Origin of the sequence: Aeromonas eucrenophila, from assembly GCF_000819865.1 — a bacterium.
Classification (GTDB): Bacteria; Pseudomonadota; Gammaproteobacteria; order Enterobacterales; family Aeromonadaceae; genus Aeromonas; species Aeromonas eucrenophila.
On the sequence record NZ_CDDF01000013.1, the window covers coordinates 29520 to 53044 of the forward strand.

Here is a 23525-nt window from a genome sequence, read left to right on the forward strand (position 1 = left end):
GGGAGGGATATATGGCCACTCCCCCGTTAACTCTATTGAGCCAGGAAAAACTCAATATTTCCCGGCCGAGCCGGCCTCAGTGGTTCAGCCAGGGTAGCCGTTGCAGCAGCCAGTGGCGCTGTTCCAACGACGTTTGGCTGACCCAGGTATCCAGCAGGCCATGGGAGAGCAGCGGCAGCACCAGCAGCAACAGGCAGAGCAACCCCAGCAGCCAGGCGGGGCTGAGCCGCCGACGCGGGCTGCCAAGGTGCAGTGCATCGGCCCGCTTGGGGCAGGCGGCGACGCAGCTCAGGCAGCTGGTGCACTCGAGGCTCTGCACCGCGATCAGCTGATGCACCTGGATGCGGGATGGGCAGGCCCGGCTGCACTTGTCGCAGTCGTGGCCCTGGCTACGCAGGCAGCGGGCCGGATCCCGGCGAATGCGCAGGGGAGTCAGCAGACCGAGCAAAGACAGCCAGCCGCCGTAGGGACAGAGGTAGCGGCAGAAGCCCTGCCGGAAGGCGACGGTGAGCAGCAGCACCCAGCCGAGGCAGAGGCTGGAGATCAGGTTCAGGTTGAAGAAGAAGGCCCCCATCTTCATGTCCGCCGCCTGATGGTAGGGGCTGATGAAGTAGCCGGGCAGGGCAATGCTTGGCACCGCGATCAACACGATAAACAGCAGGAAGCAGAGCACCAGGAACTTCTGGCCACGCAGGACAAGGTCCAGCCAGCGCGGCGGCGTCCACTCCCCCGGCAGCAGGCGCGAGCGCAGGCCGTGCAGCCACTCCCCCACCAGCCCGAGCGGACAGAACCAGGAGCAGAACGCCCGCCCCAGCAGCAGGGCCGACAGGCTGAGCACCAGCACCGTGATGGTCGCCGCCGGATGGTGGGGATCCTGAATGCCCTGGCTGAGCCAGGCCCGCAACCCGAGCCCGCCGGCGATGGGCAGGAAGCCGTCCACCACGTCCGGGCGCATCAGCAAGGGGGTCTCCCCCTGCCCCAGCTGCCAGATATAGATGCCGTACTGCACCGTCACCAGCCCCCAGCAGAACAGCAGCAGGTGGCGGGTCCACCCCCGCAGCGACTGGCTGTTGATCTCGGCCAGCGCCGGCAAGGGCCGGAGGCGATGCAGCAGGCCGAGGCCGCCGACCACCAGCCCCAGCGCGAGCCAGAGCACCGAGTCCGCCGCCACCAGCCAGACGGCACCGGCAAGCACGAGGGAGAGAGTCCAGACCCAACCGCTACGCCCCTGCCACAACAGCAGGACCAGATAGACCAGGCCAGAGGCCATGGTCACGGCTTCGATCACACTCATTCTTCCCCCACTGCGCTCATTCGGATCAGGGGCTCAGGATAACGAACATCTGAGTTGATTATTTTGATCTGCATGGGCAGTGGGGGTCATTCGCACCGATCGCCTCCCCCGGTGACTCACCCCTTGCGGCTGTTGAACCTTATTATTTCCGGCTGTTGAACAGGGGCTGATCCGACGAACCCTGCTCGGCCCAGAAGTGGATGTTGAAGCGGGCATCCTCGGACAGCTCGACCCTGTGCCAGTACTGGGGCGGACTGGTGGCAAACTGGCCGGCCCGGATCACCAGGCTTATCTCCGGCTCCTCGGCCTGCTCGTTGGCAAAGCCGTGGTAGGTGACTGTACCCTCCATCACGCAGAGCTGGCCGAACACGCCGGCCGCGGTGTTGTGATGGGTGAGCAGGGCCTGGGGCACGCTCTGACGGGTGAAGAAGGGAGTGGAGCGACGAACCACCCAGTGGGCGGGAATAAGGTGCAGTGACATCAGTTTTCTCCTCAGAGGGCCGGGTCGACCCGGCCTCAATCAATGAATCAACGGGGCAGCTGGCGCAGCAGCGGGAAGGCGGCACTCATCTGATCGCCCCCCACCACGAAGCCGCACAGCTCGCCATCGGCACCGTGGGCCTCGGCTACCATGCCCTGGCGATTCCAGCGGCATTGCCAGGCGAGATCCTCACCCAGGGTACGGCCTGCCAGTTGCAGCGGGTAGAGCGGCGTCTTCACCTTCACCAGCATGGGGGGCAGGGTCAGCGCGGTCGGCGTGCCGAGTAGGGTCTTGGCCAGGGCGTTGGCCCCCAGCACTATGGGTTGCAGGAAGGGAAGCAGCTGCCCCCGCCACTCGATGCCATCCCCCAGCGCGAAGATATGGGTATCGCTGGTCTGCAGCCTGTCATCGACCCGGATGCCACGGCCCACCTCGAGCCCGGCGCTCTCGGCCAGGGCCAGATTTGGCTTGAGACCGATGGCGGCAATCACCAGATCCTGTTCACTGATGCGGCCGTCGCTGAGGGTAACGAGCAAGCCATCGCTTGGACGATCCGGATCCTGCGGGCCTAAGCCGGCAATGCCCTGTCCCAGTTGCAGCTTCACTCCCTGCTCGCGCAGCGCCTGCAGCAACGGCTGGCTCAGGGCCGCCGGCAACAGGGTGCTCAGCGGGCTGTCGGCCAAGTCCAGCAGGGTGACCTCTTTCCCGGCGCTCGCCATGTCCATCGCCAGCTCGCAGCCAATGAGACCCGCCCCCAGCACCATGATGCGGCTGGCCTGCCGGATCCTGGTCTCGGCGGCGGCATATTCCTGCTGGCTGTTGAGGGTGATCAGCAACTCGGCTCCCGGGATGGGGGGACGGGCCGCGCTGGCACCGGTCGCCAGCACCAGCTGGCCATAGGGGAACTCCCCCTGCTCGGTCTTTACCACCCGCCGGGCGGGATCGATGGATCGCACCGGGCAGTGGGGCAGCAGCGTGATGCGCTGCTGCTCGGCAAATTCGGCACCGCTCAGTCGGGTCATGGCGGCGGCGGCGCAATCGCGGCTCACCACGTGGCTCAAGTCCGGCTTGTTGTACTCATCACCGCCATCGGCGGTGATAAGGCGGATGGGCTGCCCGGCATCCAGCTTGCGCAGGCTCTTGACCAGCTGCTGGGCGGCGAAGCCGCTACCGATCACCACAATCTCCCGGCTGGTGCCAGCGTCATTCAGGGTTGCTGCATTCATACGCAGGCCTCCAGCGCGCAGGGTTCGAACACCTCCTTGCCGATGCCGCAGCCGGGGCAGAGGAAGCTGTCCGGCACCCGGGCCCAGGGAGTGCCCGGCGCTACCAGCTGATCCGGCTCGCCCAGGGCCGGGTCATAGACCCACTGGCAGACCACGCAGAGCATGCTCTGGTCATCGTCCAGCGTGCTGGCAGCCGGGGCGGCGGCTTGAGAGGCCTGAGCTACCACCACAGGCGCCGCCGTCACGGCGGTTGTGGTGATCGGACGGGATGCCTCCAGCGGGTGCAGCGCCCACTGGCGGGCGAGTTGGCGGCCATGCTCGCGGCACTCGGCCAGCGCCGAGCCATCCGGCCGCCACTTGGTCTTGAGGGAGAGGCTGATGTCGAAGCCCGCGTCCATCAGCCGGGTCTGGATGCGGTCCACGGCGCCACCGGTCCAGCCGTAGCTGCCGAAGGCCGAGGCGCGCTTGTTACGGAACCGCAGGCCGGTGATCTCCTCGAGCATGCCCGCCACCTTGGGCATCATGACGTTGTTCATGGTGGAGGAGCCCACCAGAATGCCCTTGGAGCGGAACACCTGGGTCAGGATCTCGTTCTTGTCGTGGCGGGCCACGTTGAAGATCTTCACCGCCACGCCTGGGTCCACCTCGTGGATGCCCTGGGCGATGGCATCGGCCATCATGCGGGTGTTGTTGGACATGGAGTCGTAGAACAGGGTGATGCGGTCCTCCTGATACTGATCCGCCCACTCCAGATACTTGAGGATGATCTGGGTGGGATCCTCGCGCCAGACGATGCCGTGGGAGGTGGCCACCATGCTCACCGGCAGGTTGAAGCCCAGCACTTCCTTGATCTTGGCGGTCACCAGCGGGCTGAAGGGGGTGAGGATGTTGGCGTAGTAGCGCTGGCACTGCTCCATCAGCTCGGTCTGATCCACCTCGTCGTTGAACAGGTGCTCGTCGCAGTAGTGCTGACCGAAGGCGTCGTTGGAGAAGAGCACCGCATCTTCGGTCATGTAGGTCATCATGCTGTCGGGCCAGTGCAGCATGGGGGTCTCGATAAACACCAGCTGCTTGCCGTTGCCGATGTCCAGGCTGTCGCCCGTCTTGACCGGGTGGAAGTTCCACTCAGGGTGATGGTGGTGGCCGGTGATGGAGTCGATGGCGTTGTGGGTGCAATAGATGGGGGTGCCGGGGATGCGGGCCATCAGCTCGGTCAGGGCGCCGGCGTGATCCTCCTCGGCGTGGTTGATCACCACGAAATCGATGCTGGCGAGATCGATCTCTGCCGCCAGGTTCTGCACGAACTCCCGGCTGAACTTGTGATCGACGGTGTCGATCAGCACGTTCTTCCCTTCGCGGATGAGGTAGCTGTTGTAGCTGGTGCCCTTGTGGGTCTTGTACTCGGTGCCGTGGAAGTCACGAACTTCCCAGTCCCGTTGGCCGACCCAGTGAATGTTGTTTTTGACGTGGATGCTCATCAAGTTGTTCCTCAGAATACAATAGCGAATGTGCGACTGAACCAGCTATTGCAGTTGACGTGCCAACTTGTAACTCATTGTTTTTACAATGAACGCAAAACACTCATTGTCATTAAGACAGCCGATCTCTATAGTCAAAATCACAAACACACTGTCATTTGGACAATCACTGTGATCTCGACCGACAGCCTGGCGCGCATCGCCCTCGACCTGCAACTCGGCATCTCCCACCAGGACCGCTTTCACCGCCTGATCCAGAGCGTGCGCAGCCTGCTGCACTCCGATGCCTCGGCCCTGCTGCGCTACGAGGGGGGCCAGTTCATCCCGCTGGCCATCGACGGCCTGATGCAGGACGTGCTGGGCCGCCGCTTCGCGCTGGCGGATCACCCGCGCATGGAGGCCATCGCCCGCGCCGGCGACGTGGTGCGCTTCCCCGCCGACAGCAGCCTGCCCGACCCCTATGACGGCTTGATCCCGGATCACGACGACTTCAGGGTGCACGCCTGCGTCGGCCTGCCGCTGTTCGCGGATCAGGCGCTGATCGGCGCCCTGACCATAGACGGCATGAACCCGACCCAGTTCGACGGCATCAGCGACGAGGAGCTGCGCCTGGTGGGGGCCCTGGCCGCCGCCGCCCTCAGCAACGCCCTGCTGCTGGAGCGGCTCGCCCGCCAGAGCAGCGAGCCGCTGGCCCCCGGCGCCCAGCCCGGCCCGGGCCAGCCGGAGATGATAGGCCACTCCCCCGCCATGGCTCAGCTGCGCCACGAGATAGCCGTGGTCGCGAGCTCGGAGCTGAACGTGCTGATCCTGGGGGAGACGGGGGTCGGCAAGGAGCTGGTCGCCAAGGCGGTGCATCAGGGCTCGCCGCGCGCCAGCGCGCCCCTGGTCTACCTCAACTGCGCCGCCCTGCCGGAGTCGGTGGCGGAGAGCGAGCTGTTCGGTCACGTGAAGGGGGCCTTCACCGGCGCCATCCACAACAGGGCGGGCAAGTTCGAGCTGGCGGACAAGGGCACCCTGTTTCTCGACGAGATAGGTGAGCTCTCCCTGCCGCTACAGGCCAAGCTGCTGCGGGTGCTGCAATACGGCGACCTGCAGCGGATCGGTGACGACACCCCGCTCAAGGTGAACGTACGCATCCTGGCCGCCACCAACCGGGATCTGAAGCAGGCGGTGGTCGAGGGGCAGTTCCGGGCCGATCTCTATCACCGGCTGAGCGTCTTCCCGATCCACGCCCCCGCGCTGCGGGAGCGGCCGGACGACATCCCCCTGCTTGCCGGTTATTTTTGCGAACGCTGCCGGGTCAGCCTGGGGCTGGAGCGGCTGCGCATTCAGCCCCAGGCGCTGCAACTGCTCGGCCGCCATGACTGGCCTGGCAACGTGCGGGAGCTGGAGCACGCCATTCACAGGGCGGCCGTGCTGGCGCGGGCCGAGCAGGGCAACCAGGCCCCCACCCTCGCCAGTCACCACTTCAATCTGGCGGCCGGCCCCCTGCCCCCGTCCACCAGCCCCGGCGTGGCGCCGGTTGCCCCCTTGCCCGGCGGGCTCGGGCTGCGGGCCGCCACCGACGCCTTCCAGCTCACCCTGATAGAGCAGGCCCTGACGGCCCATGACGGCAACTGGGCCGCCACTGCCCGCGCCCTGGAGCTCGACAGCGGCAACCTGCACCGCCTAGCCCGGCGGCTCGGCCTCAAGGACTGAGACAAGGCGCGCAGCGCCCAAAAACAAAAACCCCCTCCTGACGGAGGGGGTTTTTCGTTGCACCTGATGCGCCCTGTCAGCGGCGCAGGGATCAGCGCAGGGATTTGACCGAGCGGCGGACGATCAGCTCAGGCTGAACCGTCATGGACTCGACTTCCAGGGCCTTGTTGCGGATCCGGCTCACCAGATGCTGCACCGCCAGCAGGCCGAGCTCGGCCTTGGGATGACGGATGGTGGTGAGCGGCGGGCTGGAGAAGCGCGCCATCTCCACGTCGTCATAGCCGATCATGGAGATGTCATCAGGCACCTTGACCCCGGCTTCCCAGGCGGCGCAGATGGCGCCGATCGCCATGGGATCGTCGAAGGCAAACACCGCGGTCGGGCGCGGGTTCAGGGCCAGGATGCGCTGCATGGCATCGAAGCCGCTCTGGCTCTCGTAGTCCCCCTCGAAGATCTGCTCGTCCTTCAGGGTCAGGCCATGTTCGCCCAGGGCATCGCGCACCCCGTCCAGCCGCTGCTGGGTGGTCGGCTTGGAGAGCTGGCCCGTGATGCAGACGATCTCTTTATGGCCCTGCTCCAGCAGATGACGCACCGCCAGACGCGCGCCTATGCGGGCGTTGTCGTTGATCACGTTGGCGAAATCGCACTCTGTGCCCCAGTCCAGCACCACCTGTGGCACGTTCTTGTGGATCCGCAGCATGTCGCGCAGCGGGGTGTCGATGTCGGTCCCCAGCACCAGCAGGCCATCCACCCGCTTCTCCATCAGCATGCGCAGATAGTGCTGCTGACGGGGCGGCTGGTTTTCGGTGTTGCACAGGATCAGGCTGTAGCCCTGCTCGAAGCAGTAGGCTTCCACCCCCTGCACCACTTCCGCGAAGAAGGGGTTGGCACTGGTGGTCACCAGCATGCCTATGGTCTTGGTCGAATTTATCTTGAGGCTGCGCGCCACCGAGTTGGGCGCGTAGTTGAGTTCTGCCACCGCCTCAAGCACTTTTTGAGTCGCATCTTCGCTGACCCGACGGGTGTGATTGAGTACATGTGAGACGGTGGAGATGGATACGCCTGCACGGGAAGCGACATCCTTGATAGTTGCCATCTCTGTCTCCTGAAGATCAAAAGCGGAACAGTAGCAGATTTCCCGAATAAAGGCTTGGTTTTAACGGGAGCTGCCAGCGAATTGTCAATGCTGGCTAATCTAGGCGGACATTTCTATTTGCGCAAACGAATTTTGGTCAAAATGAGAGCAGGCGCAGAGCGAAATATCGCCAGCTTTTTACTCTGACAATTGTCACCATGACAATTTGTTATATGTATGTTACGCCATCATGGCGATATTAAACTCCAAAAATAGACAACCAATAGCGCATTAGTTCTGAAAAATCACTACCACCCCCTCCCCGGTTAGTATCTTTAACATCTTGTCATCGCAGGGCGAGGGATGATAGAACCTTGTCTATTACCGGGCTGACGGGATACAGGCTCGGAATGATGCGCAAAAAACGAAACATTTCACTGATTAAGGGACGAATCAATGCATAACTTGAGCAAAATGGCAATCAGAGCAGCGGTTTCTTTGGCTCTGTTTGGATCGGTTTCCATGGCCAACGCGGCCGATACCATCAAGATCGGCATCGCCGGCCCGCTGACCGGCCCGGTCGCCCAGTACGGTGACATGCAGTTCACCGGCGGCAAGATGGCGGTCGAGCAGATCAACAAGGCGGGCGGCATCAAGGGCAAGCAGATCGAAGCCGTCATCTATGACGACGCCTGCGATCCCAAGCAAGCCGTGGCCATCGCCAACAAGGTGATCAACGACGGCGTCAAGTTCGTGGTCGGCCACCTCTGTTCCGACAACACCCTGCCCGCCTCCGACATCTATGAAGATGAAGGCGTGCTGATGATCACCCCGGCCTCCACCAACCCCAAGATCACCGAGCGTGGCTATCAGCTGACCATGCGTACCATAGGCCTGGACAGCGACCAGGGTCCGACCGCCGCCAAATACATCATCGAGCAGGTCAAACCCCAGCGCGTGGCCGTCATCCACGACAAGAAGCAGTACGGTGAAGGCATCGCCTCCAGCGTCAAGGCTGCGCTGGACAAGGCTGGCGTCAAGGTAGTGGCGTTTGAAGGCATCACCGCCGGTGACAAGGACTTCTCCGCCCTGATCGCCAAGCTGCAGAAAGAGAACGTGGACTTCGTCTATTACGGCGGCTACCACCCGGAGCTGGGTCTGATCCTGCGTCAGGCTGGCGAGAAGGGTCTGAAGGCCAAGTTCATGGGTCCGGAAGGCGTGGGTAACAAGGACATCTCCGCCATCGGCGGCCCGGCTTCCGAAGGCCTGCTGGTCACCCTGCCGAACAAATATGACCTGCTGCCTGCCAACGCCTCCATCGTCGAAGCGTTCAAGGCCAAGGGTCAGGACTCCTCAGGCCCCTTCGTCTGGACCACCTATGCCGCGGTGCAAACCCTGGCTGCCGGTATCGCCAAGGCGGGTGAAGATGATCCTGCTGCCGTGGCTGCCGCCATCAAGGCCGCACCGATCGACACCGTCATGGGTCCCCTGACCTGGGCACCGAACGGTGACCTGAAGGGCTTCGAGTTCGGTGTGTTCCAGTGGCACGCCGACGGTACCTCCACTCAACTCAAATAATCTGCCGGTTGGGGCGACGTGAGTCGCCCCTCCTTTCTTTGCGGGCAAGTACAGGGAACGCAGTATGTCCGAACACCTTCTTTATCTGGTTCAGCAGTTGCTGAACGGGTTAACCATTGGTAGCACCTATGCGTTAATCGCCATCGGCTACACCATGGTCTACGGCATCATCGGCATGATCAACTTCGCCCACGGCGAGGTCTACATGATCGGCTCCTATGTCGCCTTCATGGTGATGGCAGGGCTCGCCATGATGGGCATCGACAGCACTGTGCTGCTGCTGGGCGGCGCCTTCCTGGTCAGTATCATCATCACCGGCAGCTATGGCTGGACCATAGAGCGGGTCGCCTATCGCCCGCTGCGGGGCGGCAATCGCCTCATCCCCCTCATCTCCGCCATCGGCATGTCGATCTTCCTGCAAAACATGATGCGGATGGCCCAGGGCTCGCGCGATATCGCCATGCCCACCCTGATCTCCGGCGGCTGGAACTTCGGGGCCGAGGACGGCTTCCAGGCCAGCCTCTCCTACATGCAGCTCATCATCTTCGTGGTGACCTTCATCACCATGCTGGCGCTGACCCAGTTCATCGGCCGCTCCCGCATGGGCCGTGCCTGCCGCGCCTGCTCTGAAGACATCAAGATGGCGAACCTGTTAGGGATCGACACCCACGTGGTCATCTCCATCACCTTCGTGCTGGGGGCCGCCCTGGCCGCCGTGGCCGGGGTGCTGCTCGGCATGTATTACGGCGTCATCAACCCCTACCTCGGCTTCATGGCCGGCTTGAAGGCCTTCACCGCTGCGGTATTGGGCGGCATCGGCAGCATCCCGGGCGCCGTCATCGGCGGCCTGTTGCTCGGCGTAGTCGAGGCGCTCACCGCCGGCTACCTCAGCACCGAGTACAAGGATGTGATGGCGTTTGCCCTGCTGATCGCGGTGTTGTTATTCATGCCGACCGGCATTCTGGGTCGCCCGGAGGTCGAGAAGGTATGAAACATCTATTCATCCATGCATGTACCAGCTGTCTGGTACCGCTATTCATGACCATCACAGGCATCCTGGGTCGCCCGGAGGTCGAAAAAGTATGAAACGCCAATTTATTCATGCCTGTATCGCCAGCCTGATGCTGCTGGTGCTCTCCTTCTGGCTGCTCGGCTTCAAACTCGAGACCGACGGCAACCGCCTGCTGGTGGTGAGCCGGCTCGATGTGTCCCTCGCCTGGTTGCTGGGGGGCGCCACCATCGTCTTCTGGTTCCAGATGCTGCGTGGCCAGATATCCAGGCTGTTCCAGGCCTCCATCAGCGGCTTCTCCGTCGGCTTCACCAAGCTGGTGCTGCCAAGCCCGGAAGAGGCCCCCAAGCTCTATAACCTCACCGCCGTGCTGGTGTTGCTGTTCGCGGTGAGCTGGCCCTTCATGGCCTCGCGCGGTGCCATCGATCTGGCCACCCTGGCGCTGATCTACATCATGCTGGGGCTGGGGTTGAACGTGGTGGTGGGCTTGGCCGGTTTGCTGGATCTCGGCTACGTCGGCTTCTATGCGGTCGGTGCCTACAGCTATGCCCTGCTCAACACCTACTTCGGGCTGAGCTTCTGGGAGTGTCTGCCCATCGCCGGCCTGACGGCAGCCACCTTCGGCTTCCTGCTCGGCTTCCCGGTGTTGCGGCTGCGGGGGGACTATCTGGCCATCGTCACCCTGGGCTTTGGCGAGATCATCCGCATCCTGCTCAACAACATGACCAGCCTGACCGGCGGCCCGAACGGCATCTCCGGTATTCCCAAGCCGACCCTGGGCGGGCTGGAATTCAACCGTACCGTCAAGGACGGGGGCTTCGGCACCTTCCACGACTTCTTCGGCATCACCTACAACGCCAACCACAAGGTGATCTTCCTCTACCTGATGGCGCTGGTGCTGGTGATCGCCACCCTGTTCGTCATCAACCGCCTGCTGCGCATGCCGCTGGGCCGGGCCTGGGAAGCGCTGCGGGAAGACGAGATCGCCTGCAAGTCGCTGGGCCTCAACCCCACCATCATCAAGCTGACCGCCTTCACCATAGGCGCCTGCTTCGCGGGCTTCGCCGGCAGCTTCTTCGCCTCGCGTCAGGGCTTCATCAGCCCGGAGTCCTTCGTCTTCATCGAGTCGGCCATAGTCCTCGCCATAGTGGTGCTGGGCGGCATGGGCTCCCAGATCGGGGTGGTGCTGGCCGCCATCGTGATGACGGTGCTGCCGGAGCTGGCCCGTGAGTTCAACGAGTACCGCATGCTGATGTTCGGCCTGCTGATGGTGTTCATGATGATCTGGCGACCACAGGGACTGCTGCCGATGAGCCGCCCTCACCTGGAGCTACAAAAATGAGCAACATGAACAACACAAGCGGCAAGTTGCTGGATGTCTCTGATCTGTCGATGCGCTTCGGTGGCCTCTTGGCGGTTAACGGCGTCAAGCTGGACGTGGAAAGGGGGGAGGTGATCTCCATCATAGGCCCCAACGGCGCCGGCAAGACCACCATCTTCAACTGCCTGACCGGCTTCTACCGCCCGACTGGCGGCACCATCCGCTATCGTGGCGAGGAGATCCAGGGCCTGCCCGGCCACCTCATCGCCCGCAAGGGCATAGTGCGCACCTTCCAGCACGTTCGTCTGTTCAAGGAGATGACGGCAGTAGAAAATCTGCTGGTCGCCCAGCACAGGCACCTGAACACCAGCTTCGTCGCCGGTCTGTTCAAGACCCCGGCCTTCCGCCGCGCCGAGAAAGAGGGGCTGGAGCAGTCCGCCTTCTGGCTGGAGAAGGTGGGTCTCAAGGACCTCGCCAACCGCGCCGCCGGCAACCTGGCCTATGGCCAGCAGCGCCGGCTCGAGATCGCCCGCTGCATGGCGACCAAGCCCGATCTACTGATGCTGGATGAACCGGCCGCCGGCCTCAACCCCCACGAGACCGACGAGCTCAACGAGCTCATCACCAGCCTGAGGGACGAGTTTGGTGTCTCCGTTTTGCTGATCGAGCACGACATGAAGCTGGTAATGGAGATCTCCAACCGCATCTTCGTGGTCAATCAGGGCACGCCGCTGGCCCATGGCAAGCCGATTGATATCCGCAACAACCCGGCCGTGATCAAGGCCTATCTGGGCGAGTCGTAAGGAAAACAAGATGTTAGAACTTCGCAACGTATCGACCCACTACGGCAAGATCCAGGCGCTGCACGATGTCAGCGTCGAGGTCAAAGAGGGAGAGATAGTCACCCTGATCGGCGCCAACGGCGCCGGCAAGACCACCTTGCTGATGACGCTCTGTGGCGAGCCCAAGCCCAGCAGCGGCAGCATCTGGTTCGAGGGGGAGCAGATAAGCTCCCTCAGCACCGCCCGCATCATGCGCAAGGACATCGCCGTGGTGCCGGAGGGGCGCCGTATCTTCGCCCGCCTGACGGTGGAGGAGAATCTGCTGATGGGGGCCTTCTTCGTCGACAAGGAGGAACAGCACGGGTTGCTGGATCAGGTGTTCACCATGTTCCCGCGCCTGCACGAGCGACTCGAGCAGCGTGCCGGCACCATGTCCGGCGGCGAGCAGCAGATGCTGGCCATCGGCCGCGCCCTGATGAGCAAGCCGCGCCTGCTGCTGCTGGATGAGCCCTCCCTGGGGCTGGCACCCATCATCATCCAGCAGATCTTCGACACCATATTGCAGCTGCGGGAGAAGGGCATGACCATCTTCCTGGTGGAGCAGAACGCGAACCAGGCGCTCAAGCTGGCGGACAGGGGCTATGTGCTGGAGAACGGCCGGGTGGTGCTGCAAAACAGCGGCGCCGCACTGCTGGCAAACCCGGCGGTGCGTCAGGCTTACCTTGGCGGCTGACAACAGGCTGCCATCGTGCCCGTCATGAGCGGCACCAACCCAGGGCCGGATCGCCACCACTTCTGGTGCGATCCGGCCCTGCCATTTATCGAGACGCGGGCGGTGCAGGATGGCCGCCACGTCTGCTACGACAAACACAGCCACGCCCACTTCTCCATCGGCGCCATCACGGGTGGCCACAGTCACTACCTCAACCAGCGCAGCAATCAGGAGGTCGGCAGCGGCCACCTGGTGCTGATGAACCCGGAAGAGGTACACGCCTGCAACCCCATCGCCGACCAGCCCTGGTCCTATCTGATGTTCTACCTCGACACCGACTGGCTGCACGGCCTGCAGGAAGAGGCGGGACTGGGGGTCGAGTTCCGGCCCTTCGACATGACGGCGAGCCGGGATCCCGTGCTCTATCTGGCATTGCAGCGGCTGCATCGCACGCTGTTGCAGGGGCGGGATCCCCTGGCCAAGGAGGTAGCCTGCCAGCTGTTTGGCCACCAGCTGCTGGCCAGGCTGACCCCCGCCAGCTGGGATGATCGCCCGCCGCTGCACCTGCAAAGGGCCGCCGAGCTGATGCAGGACGACAGTGCCAGCGCGCTCAATCTGCAACAACTGAGCGCGGTCGCCGGGCTCAGTCCCTCCCACTTCGTGCGCGCCTTCAGCCACCATTACGGCATGACGCCCCACGCCTACCTGCTCGATCAACGCATCCGCCACGCCCGCACCCTGCTCAGGCAGGGGCAACCCCTGGCCGAGGTCGCGCTCGCGAGCGGCTTCGCCGATCAGGCGCACTTCCAGCGCCAGTTCAAACGACGGGTCGCCGCCACCCCGGGTCAATACAGGTTGCAGCTCAGCCCTCGGCCAACCCCAGGCAAGCGGCGCTGAACATCAGCAACAGGGCCATGGCGCGGTTGAACCAGCGCAGTCGACGGGGCTTGAGCAAGGCCTCCTGCAGACAACTGCCGGCATAGGCCCAGCAGGCGATGGAGCCCAGACAGATCACCAGATAAAGCGCGGTGAAGGAGACGACCTGCCCCATGCCACCGGCGCCGCCATAGGCCCCCATCCCCATGCTGGCAGCCAGCCAGGCCTTGGGGTTGAGCCACTGCATCAGGGCGCCGTACAGGAAGGCGGGTGGCTTCCCGTCAGCCCGCTCCACCCTGCCCCCGTCCATCACCAGCTGCCAGGCCATGTAACAGAGGAAGAGGATGCCGCCCCAGTGCAGGGTGCCAGCCGCCATGGGCCATTGTGACAGGGTGGCGCCGAGCCCCAACCCCATCAACAGGAGCAACAGGATAAAGCCAAGGGTCGCCCCCACCACGTGACGCAGGCTGGCACAGAAACCGTACTGGGCCCCCGTGCTGAGGGCGACCAGATTGACCGGACCTGGGGTGATGGACATGGCCAGGGCAAAGCCGGCCATGGATAACAACAGACTCGCGTCCATGGGTACTCCTCATCGATAGGGAGCCCCAGACTAGCCAGCGGGCGATGCCGGGTATTGAAGGAAATTGCGATCCCGCTCCCGCGGCATGAGAGTCCGCATTGCGGGCTTAGCGTCAGCCACCGCTTGCGGTAAACTGACCGCCAATCATCTATTTGCAGGACATCTCAATGGACCAGTTTGCCCATATCAGCGCCCAGGATGCCCACCAGAAGCTGGAGGCCGGTGAGGCCCGTCTCGTGGACATTCGCGATCCCCAGTCGTTCGAGGCGGCCCACGCGGTCGGCGCCTTCCACTTAACGAATGGTTCTCTGGTTCGCTTTATGAACGAGGTGGACTTCGACACCCCGGTGATAGTGATGTGCTATCACGGCAACAGCAGCCAGGGGGCGGCCCAATACCTGCAGCAGCAGGGTTATGACCAGGTCTACAGCCTGGATGGCGGCTTCGAGGCCTGGCGCAGGGAGTTCCCCATTCAGGCGGGGGACGCATGACGGAGGCAGGCAACTCACCCTCATCCGGCATGATCCAGCTGCTGGTGCTGGGGGACGCCCGCATGGCACAGGCATTGGTAGACTACCTCGCCACCCTGGGCATCTCCTGCGAGCTGACCCAGTCCGAGCTCGGCGTCTCTGTCTGGCTGGCGGACGAACGGCGCCTCGCCCAGGCCCAGCTGGAGGTGAAGCGCTTCCTGGCCGAACCGACTCACCCCCGCTACATGGAAGCCTCCTGGCAGTCCGGCCGGGCCGATGCCCGCATCGACTACAGCAAGGGGATGACGGACCCCATTACCGACTTTCTCCATCAGGCGGGGCCCCTGACCCTGGTGGTCATCATCGCCTGTCTGGCCATCTATGCCCTCGATGCCATCGGCCTGCCCATCTTCGACCAGCTGGCGTTCCATCCGACCCTGGCCCAGTTCACCGACTGGCAGGCGTGGCGCTACATCACCCCGGCCTTCATCCACTTCTCGGTGCTGCACCTGGTGTTCAACCTGCTGTGGTGGTGGTATCTGGGGGGACAGATAGAGCAGCGCCTCGGCAGCGGCAAGCTGTTTATCCTGCTGATCGTCGGCGCAGCCCTGCCCAACGTGGCGGAGTTCTTCGCGAGCGGCCCGCTGTTTGGCGGCCTCTCGGGGGTGGTCTATGCCCTGCTCGGTTACTGCTGGCTGCGCGCCAAGCTGCAACCGGATTGCGGCCTCAGCCTGCCGCCGGCGCTGATGGGCTTCATGCTGTTCTGGCTGGTGCTCGGCTTCTTCGACCTGCTCGGCACTCGCACCGCCAACATCGCCCATCTGGCCGGCCTCTTGGTGGGGCTGCTGCAAGGCTGGCTGGACAGGCATCACAGACCAGCCTGATGCTCTGCCATCCCGTGCTCTGATTGCCGAAAACGAAAACGCCGCCCCTTGGGGCGGCGTTGTTTTATGGCCGGCTAGCTTACTGCTTGAGCAGGCTGGCGTCGGTCACCTTGACCGCGGTGCCGCCACTCGCGAAGAAGCTGCCGAATTGGGTCTGCATCTCCGTGGTCACGGCGCCGGTCGGATCGAAGTTCTCATCCGGTGCTAGCAAGGAGCTGTGGCCACCGGCCACGAAGCGAGCCGCCTTGTGGTTGGCAGCCCCGCTGGCCGTCAGCGGTTGCAGTGCCAGCACCCGGAACAGCGGCTCTGTGCCCCCCAGCGGCGCGCTCGCGATGCTGTTCGGGATCACCTGATCCGACAGGCTCAGGGCGCCGTCACCGACGATCTCGGTGGCAAACAGCGGGAAGTCCGCCTTGATGCCGCTCGCCAGGTTGATCGGGTCAGCCGAATCCAGCACCGACTGGGCCGCGAAGACGTAGCTCTGCAGCGTACCGGCCGCGCTCGCCTGAGCGGTGGCGTCCAGGCTCGGCAGGAACTCGTTGACGAAGCAGCTCGCCACCGCCGTCTTGCAGTTCGGGGCATAGGCGGTGAAGGCCGCCTTCAGCTCGGCGCTGCCGCCGGTCAGCACGCCCATCTTGATGGTCGGGCCGAAGGTCGGCGAGTTCAGCAGCAGCGGCGCTATGCCGCCACCCGGCATGGCCAGGCCACCGGTGTCGAACTTGAACAGGGCATCCGCCTGGGGATTACCGATGGACTGGTTGGCGACCGCCAGCAGGTTGGCACCCGAGATGGCACCCAGGGAGTGACCCAGGAAGTGTACCTTGACGCCCGCTACGCCGATGGCTCCCTTGGCATTGGCCAGTCCCACCGCCAGACGCAGGCCCAGCAGATCCGCCACGCTCTGTTTCAGGTTGTCCCGCGCCACCGTCAGGTAGCTCAGGTTCAGATAGGGAGTCGGGTTCTCGGAGGTGGTCACGGTCGCCATGCTGCCGCTCAGGGCGAAGCCACGCTCACCGTGCAGCGGATGATCGATCACCACCACCGCGACTTTCTTGCCAGCCGCAGCACCGGCCGCGATCTGGCCCAGGGCCAGGGCGTAGGCGTTCTCCTTCACCGAGGTGACGCCGTGCTGATAGATGATCACATCGGTGATGGTCTTCAGGTCTGCCGTCGCAGCGAAGATCCGCATCGGTACGGACTGCACCTCTTCCAGCATCGGCAGCGGGTTGAAGCGGCCTATGTTCTGCTCCGCATCCAGCGGCTTACCGCCGGAGGTGAGGGTCACCCCAATCAGCTTGCTCGCCTCCGCCAGCAGCTCGGCCTGGCGGCTTGGATCAGCGATCAGCGCCCCCAGCAGGGCCGGATCCACGCCGGCGCCCACCAGGCCACCGATCACCTCGCTGTCCGAGGCTTTCAGGGCATTGGCGATGGCGTACAGGCTGGGGATGGCGCCGTGCCAGGACTGGGTCCTGGCCTTGTCCCAGGAACCGGCGGTGGCCGGCGAAGAGAGGAAGTAAGGTAGCTTGACCGTGCCGCTGTAAACCTTGGTGATCTGCGCCAGGCCGTTGAGCGGGGTACCGCTGCCGAAGGCGGTGGCGATCGCATCCTTCTGCTCTTGCGGCAGGAACTGCTCGGCCTCCAGCTGGGTCAGGAAGGCATTGCTGCCGGTCACCGCCAGGGTGTAGGTGCCGGGCAGACTGGTATTGCCCTTGGCATCCTGTTTCCACAGGACGGCGGCATCCAGCGTCGGGCTGCCCTTCAACACAGAGGCAGCAGCCCCTTTCACCGCCACCAGCACATCGGCACCGGACTGGGTACCGAACCAGTCGGAGAAGATCACGTGATCGCTGGTGATGCCGGTGGCAGCCTTGAACAGCCCTTCCTGCAGGGTGATCAGGCCGTTGATGGTCTGTTCCTGGGCATTGCTGCCGGTGTTGCTCTTGTAGTTGCTGTAGTCGCTGCCCGGCTTGAGGGGGTTACCGCTGCTGTCTTTGAGCGCATCGGTCGCCACTATCATGTAGTAGGAAGAGGGGTTGAGCGGCTTGAGCGGCACCAGGTTCAGCTTGCCGGCCGACTCGGCGACCACGAAGTCTACCCCGTAGACCAGCACCTTCTTCACACCACTCGGGCGCAGGGCGGCGCTGTCAAATGCCAGCTCCAGCAGATAGAGCGGGGCCACCGAGGCACCAAATTCGGTGGCCGTCGGCGCCTTGACGGTGATGCCGGAGGCTGTCACCGGCACTATCTGGATGGCCTGGGTCGTGGACCAGCCGTCCAGGGTGGAGAGTGCGGAGACCGGGTTGGAGAGATCCGCCGTTTCGGTCGAGAACTTCAGGGTGCCGTCGGTGGCGCGGGCGGCCAGGGCGCTGGGTCGGGTCGCATTGGAGCCACTCAGCAGGTAATCGAGATAGCTTGAGGTATCGCCTTTGTTATCGTCACTGCCACCACAACCGCTCAGTAGCGCACTGAGGACCGCTGCATAAATTAGCTTTTTTTTCATATCCTTATCTCTTTTATGTTGTTATCCATGATGAGCCTGACGGGGTAGCGTCCAAACCCGACCGAACCATATTAACAGAAACGCAACAATTTATAAGCATCTGGTCGGTCATCTGATCTGATTTTTTTGTGTACAACATCAAGGAATTGGCATTGACCCCGCCGGCGGAGGGTAACAGCATTCGGCGCAATTCCAGACCCGACCAGAGCCTGTTTGGGCCCGACACGCAAAAAGCCGCCCCGATCTCGGCAAAGAGGGGGATTTGTCGGTAGAATGGCCCATTGCTTAAGGAGAACCCCATGATCGACCCGAAGAAACTGGAAGAGATCGCCAAACAGGTACACAACGCCCTGCCGCCCGGCATTCGCAGCATGGGTGAAGAGGTGGAGAAGAAGACTCGTCAGGTGCTGCAGGCTCAGCTCAACAAGCTGGATCTGGTCAGCCGCGAAGAGTTTGATGTGCAGACCAAGGTGCTGCTGCGCACCCGGGAGAAGCTGACCGCCCTCGAGGCCAAGCTGGCCCAGCTGGAACAGCAACTCGGTGCCAAGGGCGAGTAATCACGCCGAACGTCGGGCTCGAACCACCTGCCTCGACGGCACATAAAACAAACCCCAGCCTGGCTGGGGTTTGTTGTTTTTGCTCCCACTAAGGGGCTCAAGCGTCGTCGCGAGAAGCCGTCAGCAAGGTGAGGTGAAGCGCAGCGCAGGAACCGGAGTGTATAGGAATACATGAGGCTTCCGAGCAGCACATAAGCCTTGATCACGGCTTCGCAGCAGGCGCTTAGATAAACTCGTAGGCGTCGCCGAAGATACGCTCCGGCTCGGCACCCAGCACCTTGAACTCTTCCCGCGCGGCACCCGCCATCTCGAAGCGACCCGCCACATAGATGTCGTAATCGTGCAGGCTGACGAAGTCATCCATGATGGCCTTGTGCACCAGACCCGTCTTGCCGGTCCAATTTGCCTCGGGTTCCTGCACCACGGGCACGAAGGTGAGGGGCGCATAGTCCCGCTCCCACTGCAGCATCTGCTCCTGCTCATAGAGCCAGTGCGCCTGGCGCACGCCCCAGTAGAGGAACACCGGGCGCTTGCTGTCGCTGGCGATCAGATACTCCAGGATGGAGCGGGCGTAGGAGAAACCGGTGCCCCCCGCCATCAGGATCAGAGGACGGGGCGAACTGTCGCGCAGGAAGGCCTTGCCCGCCGCCAGTTCAATCTCGATCTCGCCCTGCTCGCGCATGCGGGCCAGCACCTGGCCGGCGTAGGCGTTTTCAGGGGTGGCACCGATCTGCAGCTCCAGCACACCGGAGCGGGTCGGCGAGTTGGCGATGGAGAAGGGACGCTTGTCCGAGTCGCTCATCACCACCAGCAGATACTGGCCCGGCTTGAAGCTGATGGCTTGCTGCGGCGCCAGGGCCACGTGCCAGATGGTGTCGACATATTCGCGCAGTTCCTCTACGCGGCACTTGATACGTTGCATTCTTGTCCTTGTGACGGGCTCGCTCGGCCCGCTTCGCTCATTGATTCACTGTGATCTGGCGACCAGCGGCTGGTCAGGTCAGTCGAGCATACCCAATTCAGCCCGCTAATACCGATCTTTTGTGTCGGGACCAGCGGGCACACAGGCAGAGGCTCAGTCGAGGATCTTCAGCTCGGCCCAGATCTCATCGATCTTCGCGCTGACGGCGGCATCCTGGACTATGGGTTGGCCCCACTCCCGGTTGCTCTCCCCCGGCCACTTGTTGGTGGCATCCAGCCCCATTTTGGAGCCGAGCCCCGACACCGGCGAGGCGAAGTCGAGGTAGTCGATGGGGGTGTGCTCGATCAGGGTGGTGTCCCGCGCCGGGTCCATCCGGGTGGTAATGGCCCAGATCACATCTTTCCAGTCCCGGGCGTTGATGTCGTCGTCGCAGACGATCACGAACTTGGTGTACATGAACTGGCGCAGGAAGGACCAGACCCCCAGCATCACCCGCTTGGCGTGGCCGGGATAACGCTTCTTGATGGTCACCACTGCCATCCGGTAGGAGCAACCCTCCGGCGGCAGGTAGAAGTCCACTATCTCGGGGAACTGCTTCTGCAGCAGCGGCACGAACACCTCGTTCAGCGCCACCCCGAGCACCGCCGGCTCATCGGGCGGGCGACCGGTGTAGGTGCTGTGATAGATGGCATCGCGGCGCATGGTCAGGTGAGTGATGGTGAACACCGGGAACTCGTCCACCTCGTTGTAGTAGCCGGTGTGATCGCCGTAAGGGCCTTCCGGCGCCATCTCGCCCGGCTCCAGGTAGCCTTCCAGCACGATCTCGGCGCTGGCGGGCACCTCCAGATCGCAGCTCAGGGCCTTCACCACCTCGGTGCGGCTGCCCCGCAGCAGGCCGGCGAAGGCGTATTCGGAGAGGCTATCCGGCACCGGCGTCACGGCGCCGAGTATGGTCGCAGGATCGGCACCGAGCGCCACTGCCACCGGGAAACGCTCACCCGGGTGCGCCTCCTGCCATTCGCGAAAATCGATGGCACCGCCACGGTGATCCAGCCAGCGCATGATCAGCTTGTTCTTGCCGATCTTCTGCTGGCGATAGATGCCGAGGTTCTGCCGCTTCTTGTAAGGGCCGCGGGTGATGGTCAGGCCCCAGGTCACCAGGGGTGCCACGTCACCGGGCCAGCAGTGCTGGATCGGGATCTGGTCGAGATCCACCGCGTCCCCTTCCTGCACTATCTGCTGGCAGGGGGCGGAGGAGAGCCGCTTGGTCGGCATGTTGAGTACCTGCTTGAAGATCGGCAGCTTCTCCATCAGCTCCTTGAGACCGCGGGGCGGCTCCGGCTCCTTCAGATAGGCGAGCCAGGTCCCCACCTGGCGCAGGGCGCCGACGTTGGGCTGACCCATGCCCATGGCGACCCGATCCGGGGTGCCGAACAGGTTCGCCAGCACCGGCATGCCGTAGCCTTTGGGGTTTTCGAACAGCAGGGCGGGGCCACCCGCACGCAAGGTGCGATCGCTGATCTCGGTCATCTCCAGATAGGGGTCTATCTCGCGACTGATGCGCTTGAGCTGTCCGTTTTGTTCCAGCTGCGTGATGAAATCACGCAAGTCCTTGTATTTCATGCAGGTACCCTACCGGGTTCAGGAGGTGCCGCATTATAACCCCGGCCGCGCATCCGGTGTACCCGTATCGGGCAGCATGACGGACGAGGCGTGACGCCACTCCTGCCGGGTGAGCCTGTCGGCCAGCTGGGCCAGCAGCCTGGGCTCGTCCATCTGCAGCAGCAGACCGGCCACCAGGCCGCCATATTGATGCTTGCCGAGCTCGACCAGCAGATATTGCTGGGCCGTGTCCGGCAGCGGCGAGAGCTGGCTGAGCTGGTGCAAAGCGGGGATCATCAAGCGGTCGTTGCGGCTGGCGGAAATCAGCAGATCGCTCGCCTCCTGGCCTTTATAAAAGCGGGTAATAGTGTGCAGCGCCGCCACACTGTCGTGATCCACTGGCTGACGCCACAGTTTCTGGTAGAGGGCGGGATCGCCGGTGTGCTCGATGAGGTGCAGCAGCAGCTGGTTGTCCGGCAGGAAGAGGTTCAGGGAGGCCAACCGCCTTGCCTCACGCCTGAGCACGGGGGCGGGTTGGTCGTCGAGCACCGCCAGCAGCGCCTGCTGCTGCCGCGCCAGCTCCGGATTGCGGCTGTAGTAGAGTTGCTTGAAGTCGAAGCTGCCCTGCTCCAGCAGCTGGCGGTAGTTGTCCTGCCAGGCGAGCTGTTGCCAGCGGCTCAGCACCAGCCGCGCCTCGGCGGCAAAATCGTAAGCGGGCAGCTGAACCAGGAAACCGTCCACCTCCCCTTCCACCAGCCATTGCGGTGCCCTGGCGGCCTGGCCGCGCACCCAGGCCAGCAGCGCGGGGGACGGTGCCACCGCAGACTTGAGGCCGCCGAGCAGTTGATACAGCAGATACTCGCGCTGGCCCACCGCCAGAGTCTCGAGCAGGGAGTCCATGGCAGCAAACTGCCCCAGCTGCAAACGGCTGTTCAGATAATCGAGATGCCCCTGCACTCCCTCGTCCGCCACCAGCGGCGCCCGCAACTGCGGGGGAGAATCGGCCTGTACCGGGCCGGCCATCAGCCAGCCGAGCCATAAGAGAAATACCAGCTTCATGACGTCCCTGTCCTTGTGACATCGAGGCTTCACATACTACTCAGCTCGCCGGGAAATAGATAAACAAAAACCGCGACCAGGGCCGCGGTTTTGTCATGCCAGGATGCAGTTATTTCTGCTGACGCTTCATGGAGTCGAAGAACTCGTCGTTGGTCTTGGTGGCTGCCAGCTTGTCGATGAGGAACTCGATGCTGTCGATCTCGCCCATGGGGTGAATGATCTTGCGCAGGATCCACATCTTCTGCAGCTCGTCCGGAGCGGTAAGCAGCTCTTCCTTGCGGGTGCCGGAGCGGGTGATGTCGATGGCCGGATAGACACGCTTCTCGGCGATCTTGCGCGAGAGGTGCAGTTCCATATTGCCGGTACCCTTGAACTCTTCGTAGATCACTTCGTCCATCTTGGAACCGGTGTCGACCAGCGCGGTGGCGATGATGGTCAGGCTGCCGCCTTCCTCAACGTTACGGGCGGCGCCGAAGAAGCGCTTGGGACGGTGCAGGGCGTTGGCATCCACACCACCGGTCAGTACCTTGCCGGATGAAGGGATGACGGTGTTGTAGGCACGGGCCAGACGGGTGATGGAGTCCAGCAGGATGACCACATCCTTCTTGTGCTCGACCAGACGCTTGGCCTTCTCGATCACCATCTCGGCAACCTGAACGTGACGGGAAGCCGGCTCGTCGAAGGTGGAGGCGATGACCTCACCCTTGACCATGCGCTGCATCTCGGTCACTTCTTCCGGACGCTCGTCGATCAGCAGTACGATCAGCTCACAGTCAGGGTGGTTGTAGGCGATGCTCTGGGCGATGTTCTGCAGCAGCATGGTCTTACCGGCCTTGGGCGGTGCGACGATGAGGCCACGCTGGCCCTTGCCGATGGGGGATGCGAGATCCAGCACACGGGCGGTGATGTCTTCGGTCGAACCGTTGCCGCGTTCCATGCGCAGACGCTCGTTGGCGTGCAGCGGGGTCAGGTTCTCGAACAGGATCTTGTTGCGGGCGTTTTCCGGACGGTCGTAGTTGACGTCGTTGACCTTGAGCAGTGCGAAGTAACGCTCGCCCTCTTTCGGCGGCCGGATCTTGCCGGAGATGGTGTCACCGGTGCGCAGGTTGAAGCGGCGGATCTGGCTCGGGGAGACGTAGATATCGTCCGGGCCGGCCAGGTAGGAGCCGTCTGCGCTACGCAGGAAGCCAAAGCCATCGGTCAGGATTTCCAGCACACCGTCGCCAAAGATATCCTCACCACCCTTGGCGTGCGCCTTGAGGATTGCGAAAATAATGTCTTTCTTGTGCGCCCGAGCCAGATTTTCCAACCCCATGGATTCGCCAAGCTTGACCAGCTCGGACACAGGAGTGTTCTTTAATTCAGTCAGATTCATAGTGGTGAGAGTCTGTAAGCAAGGATTGAAATGAGGAGACAGT

Annotated in this window: 21 protein-coding genes; 10 read left to right on the forward strand and 11 right to left on the reverse strand. The window is 63.2% G+C overall.

Annotated elements, in window-relative coordinates; genetic code table 11:
• Positions 1–76: 76 nt before the first annotated feature.
• The 4 genes from BN1124_RS13265 to norV form a co-directional block, all read right to left on the reverse strand.
• Positions 77–1294 carry a 4Fe-4S binding protein gene (locus tag BN1124_RS13265; protein WP_042642665.1) on the reverse strand — a complete coding sequence of 406 codons (1218 nt, stop codon included), beginning with the start codon at positions 1292–1294 and terminating at the stop codon, positions 77–79.
• A 142-nt stretch (positions 1295–1436) separates the two neighbouring features.
• A complete protein-coding gene (locus BN1124_RS13270) occupies positions 1437–1775 on the reverse strand; it encodes a TehB family protein (protein ID WP_042642667.1) in 339 nt (112 codons plus the stop codon).
• Positions 1776–1822: 47 nt separating this feature from the next.
• Positions 1823–3001, reverse strand: a complete 1179-nt coding sequence (gene norW, locus BN1124_RS13275; RefSeq protein WP_042642669.1) for an NADH:flavorubredoxin reductase NorW — start codon at positions 2999–3001, stop codon at positions 1823–1825.
• A complete protein-coding gene (norV, locus tag BN1124_RS13280; RefSeq protein WP_042642671.1) occupies positions 2998–4479 on the reverse strand; it encodes an anaerobic nitric oxide reductase flavorubredoxin in 1482 nt (493 codons plus the stop codon). The genes norW and norV overlap by 4 nt, the downstream gene beginning before the upstream one ends.
• Positions 4480–4650: 171 nt before the next feature.
• On the opposite strand from norV, the gene norR reads away from it, so the two are divergent.
• Positions 4651–6177 carry a nitric oxide reductase transcriptional regulator NorR gene (gene norR / locus BN1124_RS13285; protein WP_042642673.1) on the forward strand — a complete coding sequence of 509 codons (1527 nt, stop codon included), beginning with the start codon at positions 4651–4653 and terminating at the stop codon, positions 6175–6177.
• Between the two features lie 91 nt (positions 6178–6268).
• Here norR and BN1124_RS13290 read toward each other — a convergent pair whose 3' ends face one another.
• A complete protein-coding gene (locus tag BN1124_RS13290; protein WP_042642675.1) occupies positions 6269–7273 on the reverse strand; it encodes a substrate-binding domain-containing protein in 1005 nt (334 codons plus the stop codon).
• Between the two features lie 435 nt (positions 7274–7708).
• Between BN1124_RS13290 and BN1124_RS13295 the strand changes: the two genes are divergently transcribed.
• The 6 genes from BN1124_RS13295 (at position 7709) to BN1124_RS13320 (ending at position 13551) form a co-directional block, all read left to right on the forward strand.
• Entirely contained in the window at positions 7709–8830 is a 1122-nt protein-coding gene (locus BN1124_RS13295) for a branched-chain amino acid ABC transporter substrate-binding protein (protein WP_042642677.1), read from the forward strand.
• 64 nt (positions 8831–8894) lie between these two features.
• Entirely contained in the window at positions 8895–9821 is a 927-nt protein-coding gene (gene livH, locus BN1124_RS13300; RefSeq protein WP_033132525.1) for a high-affinity branched-chain amino acid ABC transporter permease LivH, read from the forward strand.
• Positions 9822–9912: 91 nt separating this feature from the next.
• Positions 9913–11181 carry a high-affinity branched-chain amino acid ABC transporter permease LivM gene (locus BN1124_RS13305; RefSeq protein WP_042642680.1) on the forward strand — a complete coding sequence of 423 codons (1269 nt, stop codon included), beginning with the start codon at positions 9913–9915 and terminating at the stop codon, positions 11179–11181.
• Entirely contained in the window at positions 11178–11963 is a 786-nt protein-coding gene (gene livG / locus BN1124_RS13310) for a high-affinity branched-chain amino acid ABC transporter ATP-binding protein LivG (protein WP_269429051.1), read from the forward strand. Before BN1124_RS13305 ends, livG begins: the two co-directional genes overlap by 4 nt.
• Before the next feature lie 10 nt (positions 11964–11973).
• Positions 11974–12675 carry an ABC transporter ATP-binding protein gene (locus BN1124_RS13315; protein WP_042642682.1) on the forward strand — a complete coding sequence of 234 codons (702 nt, stop codon included), beginning with the start codon at positions 11974–11976 and terminating at the stop codon, positions 12673–12675.
• Between the two features lie 24 nt (positions 12676–12699).
• Positions 12700–13551 (forward strand): helix-turn-helix transcriptional regulator, encoded by an 852-nt coding sequence (locus BN1124_RS13320; RefSeq protein WP_042642684.1) that lies wholly within the window; start codon positions 12700–12702, stop codon positions 13549–13551.
• Here the strand turns inward: BN1124_RS13320 and BN1124_RS13325 are convergent.
• Complete coding sequence (locus BN1124_RS13325) at positions 13517–14113, reverse strand: LysE family translocator (RefSeq protein ID WP_231553647.1); 597 nt, start codon at positions 14111–14113, stop codon at positions 13517–13519. The two genes, BN1124_RS13320 and BN1124_RS13325, sit on opposite strands and share 35 nt — an antisense overlap.
• Positions 14114–14280: 167 nt before the next feature.
• Between BN1124_RS13325 and glpE the strand changes: the two genes are divergently transcribed.
• Together glpE and glpG are read left to right on the forward strand one after the other, a co-directional pair.
• On the forward strand, positions 14281–14604 hold the full coding sequence (glpE, locus tag BN1124_RS13330; RefSeq protein WP_042642686.1) for a thiosulfate sulfurtransferase GlpE: 324 nt from the start codon (positions 14281–14283) through the stop codon (positions 14602–14604).
• Positions 14605–14633: 29 nt separating this feature from the next.
• Entirely contained in the window at positions 14634–15467 is an 834-nt protein-coding gene (gene glpG / locus BN1124_RS13335) for a rhomboid family intramembrane serine protease GlpG (protein WP_042642688.1), read from the forward strand.
• A 79-nt stretch (positions 15468–15546) separates the two neighbouring features.
• On the opposite strand, the gene BN1124_RS13340 is transcribed toward glpG, so the two are convergent.
• The gene (locus tag BN1124_RS13340) at positions 15547–17967 is read right to left on the reverse strand and encodes a VolA/Pla-1 family phospholipase (RefSeq protein ID WP_042642690.1); all 2421 of its coding nucleotides are present in this window, start codon (positions 17965–17967) and stop codon (positions 15547–15549) included.
• Between the two features lie 299 nt (positions 17968–18266).
• On the opposite strand from BN1124_RS13340, the gene ubiK reads away from it, so the two are divergent.
• Positions 18267–18524 (forward strand): ubiquinone biosynthesis accessory factor UbiK, encoded by a 258-nt coding sequence (ubiK, locus tag BN1124_RS13345; protein ID WP_033132519.1) that lies wholly within the window; start codon positions 18267–18269, stop codon positions 18522–18524.
• Between the two features lie 223 nt (positions 18525–18747).
• Here ubiK and fre read toward each other — a convergent pair whose 3' ends face one another.
• The 4 genes from fre to rho form a co-directional block, all read right to left on the reverse strand.
• On the reverse strand, positions 18748–19446 hold the full coding sequence (gene fre, locus BN1124_RS13350; protein WP_042642692.1) for an NAD(P)H-flavin reductase: 699 nt from the start codon (positions 19444–19446) through the stop codon (positions 18748–18750).
• Between the two features lie 153 nt (positions 19447–19599).
• Positions 19600–21069: a 4-hydroxy-3-polyprenylbenzoate decarboxylase gene (gene ubiD / locus BN1124_RS13355; protein WP_042642694.1), complete on the reverse strand. Its 1470-nt coding sequence runs from the start codon at positions 21067–21069 to the stop codon at positions 19600–19602.
• Between the two features lie 33 nt (positions 21070–21102).
• Positions 21103–22107: a hypothetical protein gene (locus BN1124_RS13360; protein ID WP_042642696.1), complete on the reverse strand. Its 1005-nt coding sequence runs from the start codon at positions 22105–22107 to the stop codon at positions 21103–21105.
• A gap of 109 nt (positions 22108–22216) precedes the next feature.
• Positions 22217–23482, reverse strand: a complete 1266-nt coding sequence (rho, locus tag BN1124_RS13365; protein ID WP_042642698.1) for a transcription termination factor Rho — start codon at positions 23480–23482, stop codon at positions 22217–22219.
• Positions 23483–23525 lie beyond the last annotated feature (43 nt).

What these genes read in the sequence shown, in the direction of transcription:
- BN1124_RS13265 (WP_042642665.1), bottom strand. Translation starts at nt 1,294, where the DNA reads ATGAGTGTGATCGAAGCCGTGACCATGGCCTCTGGCCTGGTCTATCTG.
- BN1124_RS13270 (WP_042642667.1), bottom strand. Translation starts at nt 1,775, where the DNA reads ATGTCACTGCACCTTATTCCCGCCCACTGGGTGGTTCGTCGCTCCACT.
- norW (WP_042642669.1), bottom strand. Translation starts at nt 3,001, where the DNA reads ATGAATGCAGCAACCCTGAATGACGCTGGCACCAGCCGGGAGATTGTG.
- norV (WP_042642671.1), bottom strand. Translation starts at nt 4,479, where the DNA reads ATGAGCATCCACGTCAAAAACAACATTCACTGGGTCGGCCAACGGGAC.
- BN1124_RS13290 (WP_042642675.1), bottom strand. Translation starts at nt 7,273, where the DNA reads ATGGCAACTATCAAGGATGTCGCTTCCCGTGCAGGCGTATCCATCTCC.
- BN1124_RS13295 (WP_042642677.1), top strand. Translation starts at nt 7,709, where the DNA reads ATGCATAACTTGAGCAAAATGGCAATCAGAGCAGCGGTTTCTTTGGCT.
- livH (WP_033132525.1), top strand. Translation starts at nt 8,895, where the DNA reads ATGTCCGAACACCTTCTTTATCTGGTTCAGCAGTTGCTGAACGGGTTA.
- BN1124_RS13305 (WP_042642680.1), top strand. Translation starts at nt 9,913, where the DNA reads ATGAAACGCCAATTTATTCATGCCTGTATCGCCAGCCTGATGCTGCTG.
- livG (WP_269429051.1), top strand. Translation starts at nt 11,178, where the DNA reads ATGAGCAACATGAACAACACAAGCGGCAAGTTGCTGGATGTCTCTGAT.
- BN1124_RS13315 (WP_042642682.1), top strand. Translation starts at nt 11,974, where the DNA reads ATGTTAGAACTTCGCAACGTATCGACCCACTACGGCAAGATCCAGGCG.
- BN1124_RS13320 (WP_042642684.1), top strand. Translation starts at nt 12,700, where the DNA reads ATGAGCGGCACCAACCCAGGGCCGGATCGCCACCACTTCTGGTGCGAT.
- BN1124_RS13325 (WP_231553647.1), bottom strand. Translation starts at nt 14,113, where the DNA reads ATGGACGCGAGTCTGTTGTTATCCATGGCCGGCTTTGCCCTGGCCATG.
- glpE (WP_042642686.1), top strand. Translation starts at nt 14,281, where the DNA reads ATGGACCAGTTTGCCCATATCAGCGCCCAGGATGCCCACCAGAAGCTG.
- glpG (WP_042642688.1), top strand. Translation starts at nt 14,634, where the DNA reads ATGATCCAGCTGCTGGTGCTGGGGGACGCCCGCATGGCACAGGCATTG.
- BN1124_RS13340 (WP_042642690.1), bottom strand. Translation starts at nt 17,967, where the DNA reads ATGAAAAAAAAGCTAATTTATGCAGCGGTCCTCAGTGCGCTACTGAGC.
- ubiK (WP_033132519.1), top strand. Translation starts at nt 18,267, where the DNA reads ATGATCGACCCGAAGAAACTGGAAGAGATCGCCAAACAGGTACACAAC.
- fre (WP_042642692.1), bottom strand. Translation starts at nt 19,446, where the DNA reads ATGCAACGTATCAAGTGCCGCGTAGAGGAACTGCGCGAATATGTCGAC.
- ubiD (WP_042642694.1), bottom strand. Translation starts at nt 21,069, where the DNA reads ATGAAATACAAGGACTTGCGTGATTTCATCACGCAGCTGGAACAAAAC.
- BN1124_RS13360 (WP_042642696.1), bottom strand. Translation starts at nt 22,107, where the DNA reads ATGAAGCTGGTATTTCTCTTATGGCTCGGCTGGCTGATGGCCGGCCCG.
- rho (WP_042642698.1), bottom strand. Translation starts at nt 23,482, where the DNA reads ATGAATCTGACTGAATTAAAGAACACTCCTGTGTCCGAGCTGGTCAAG.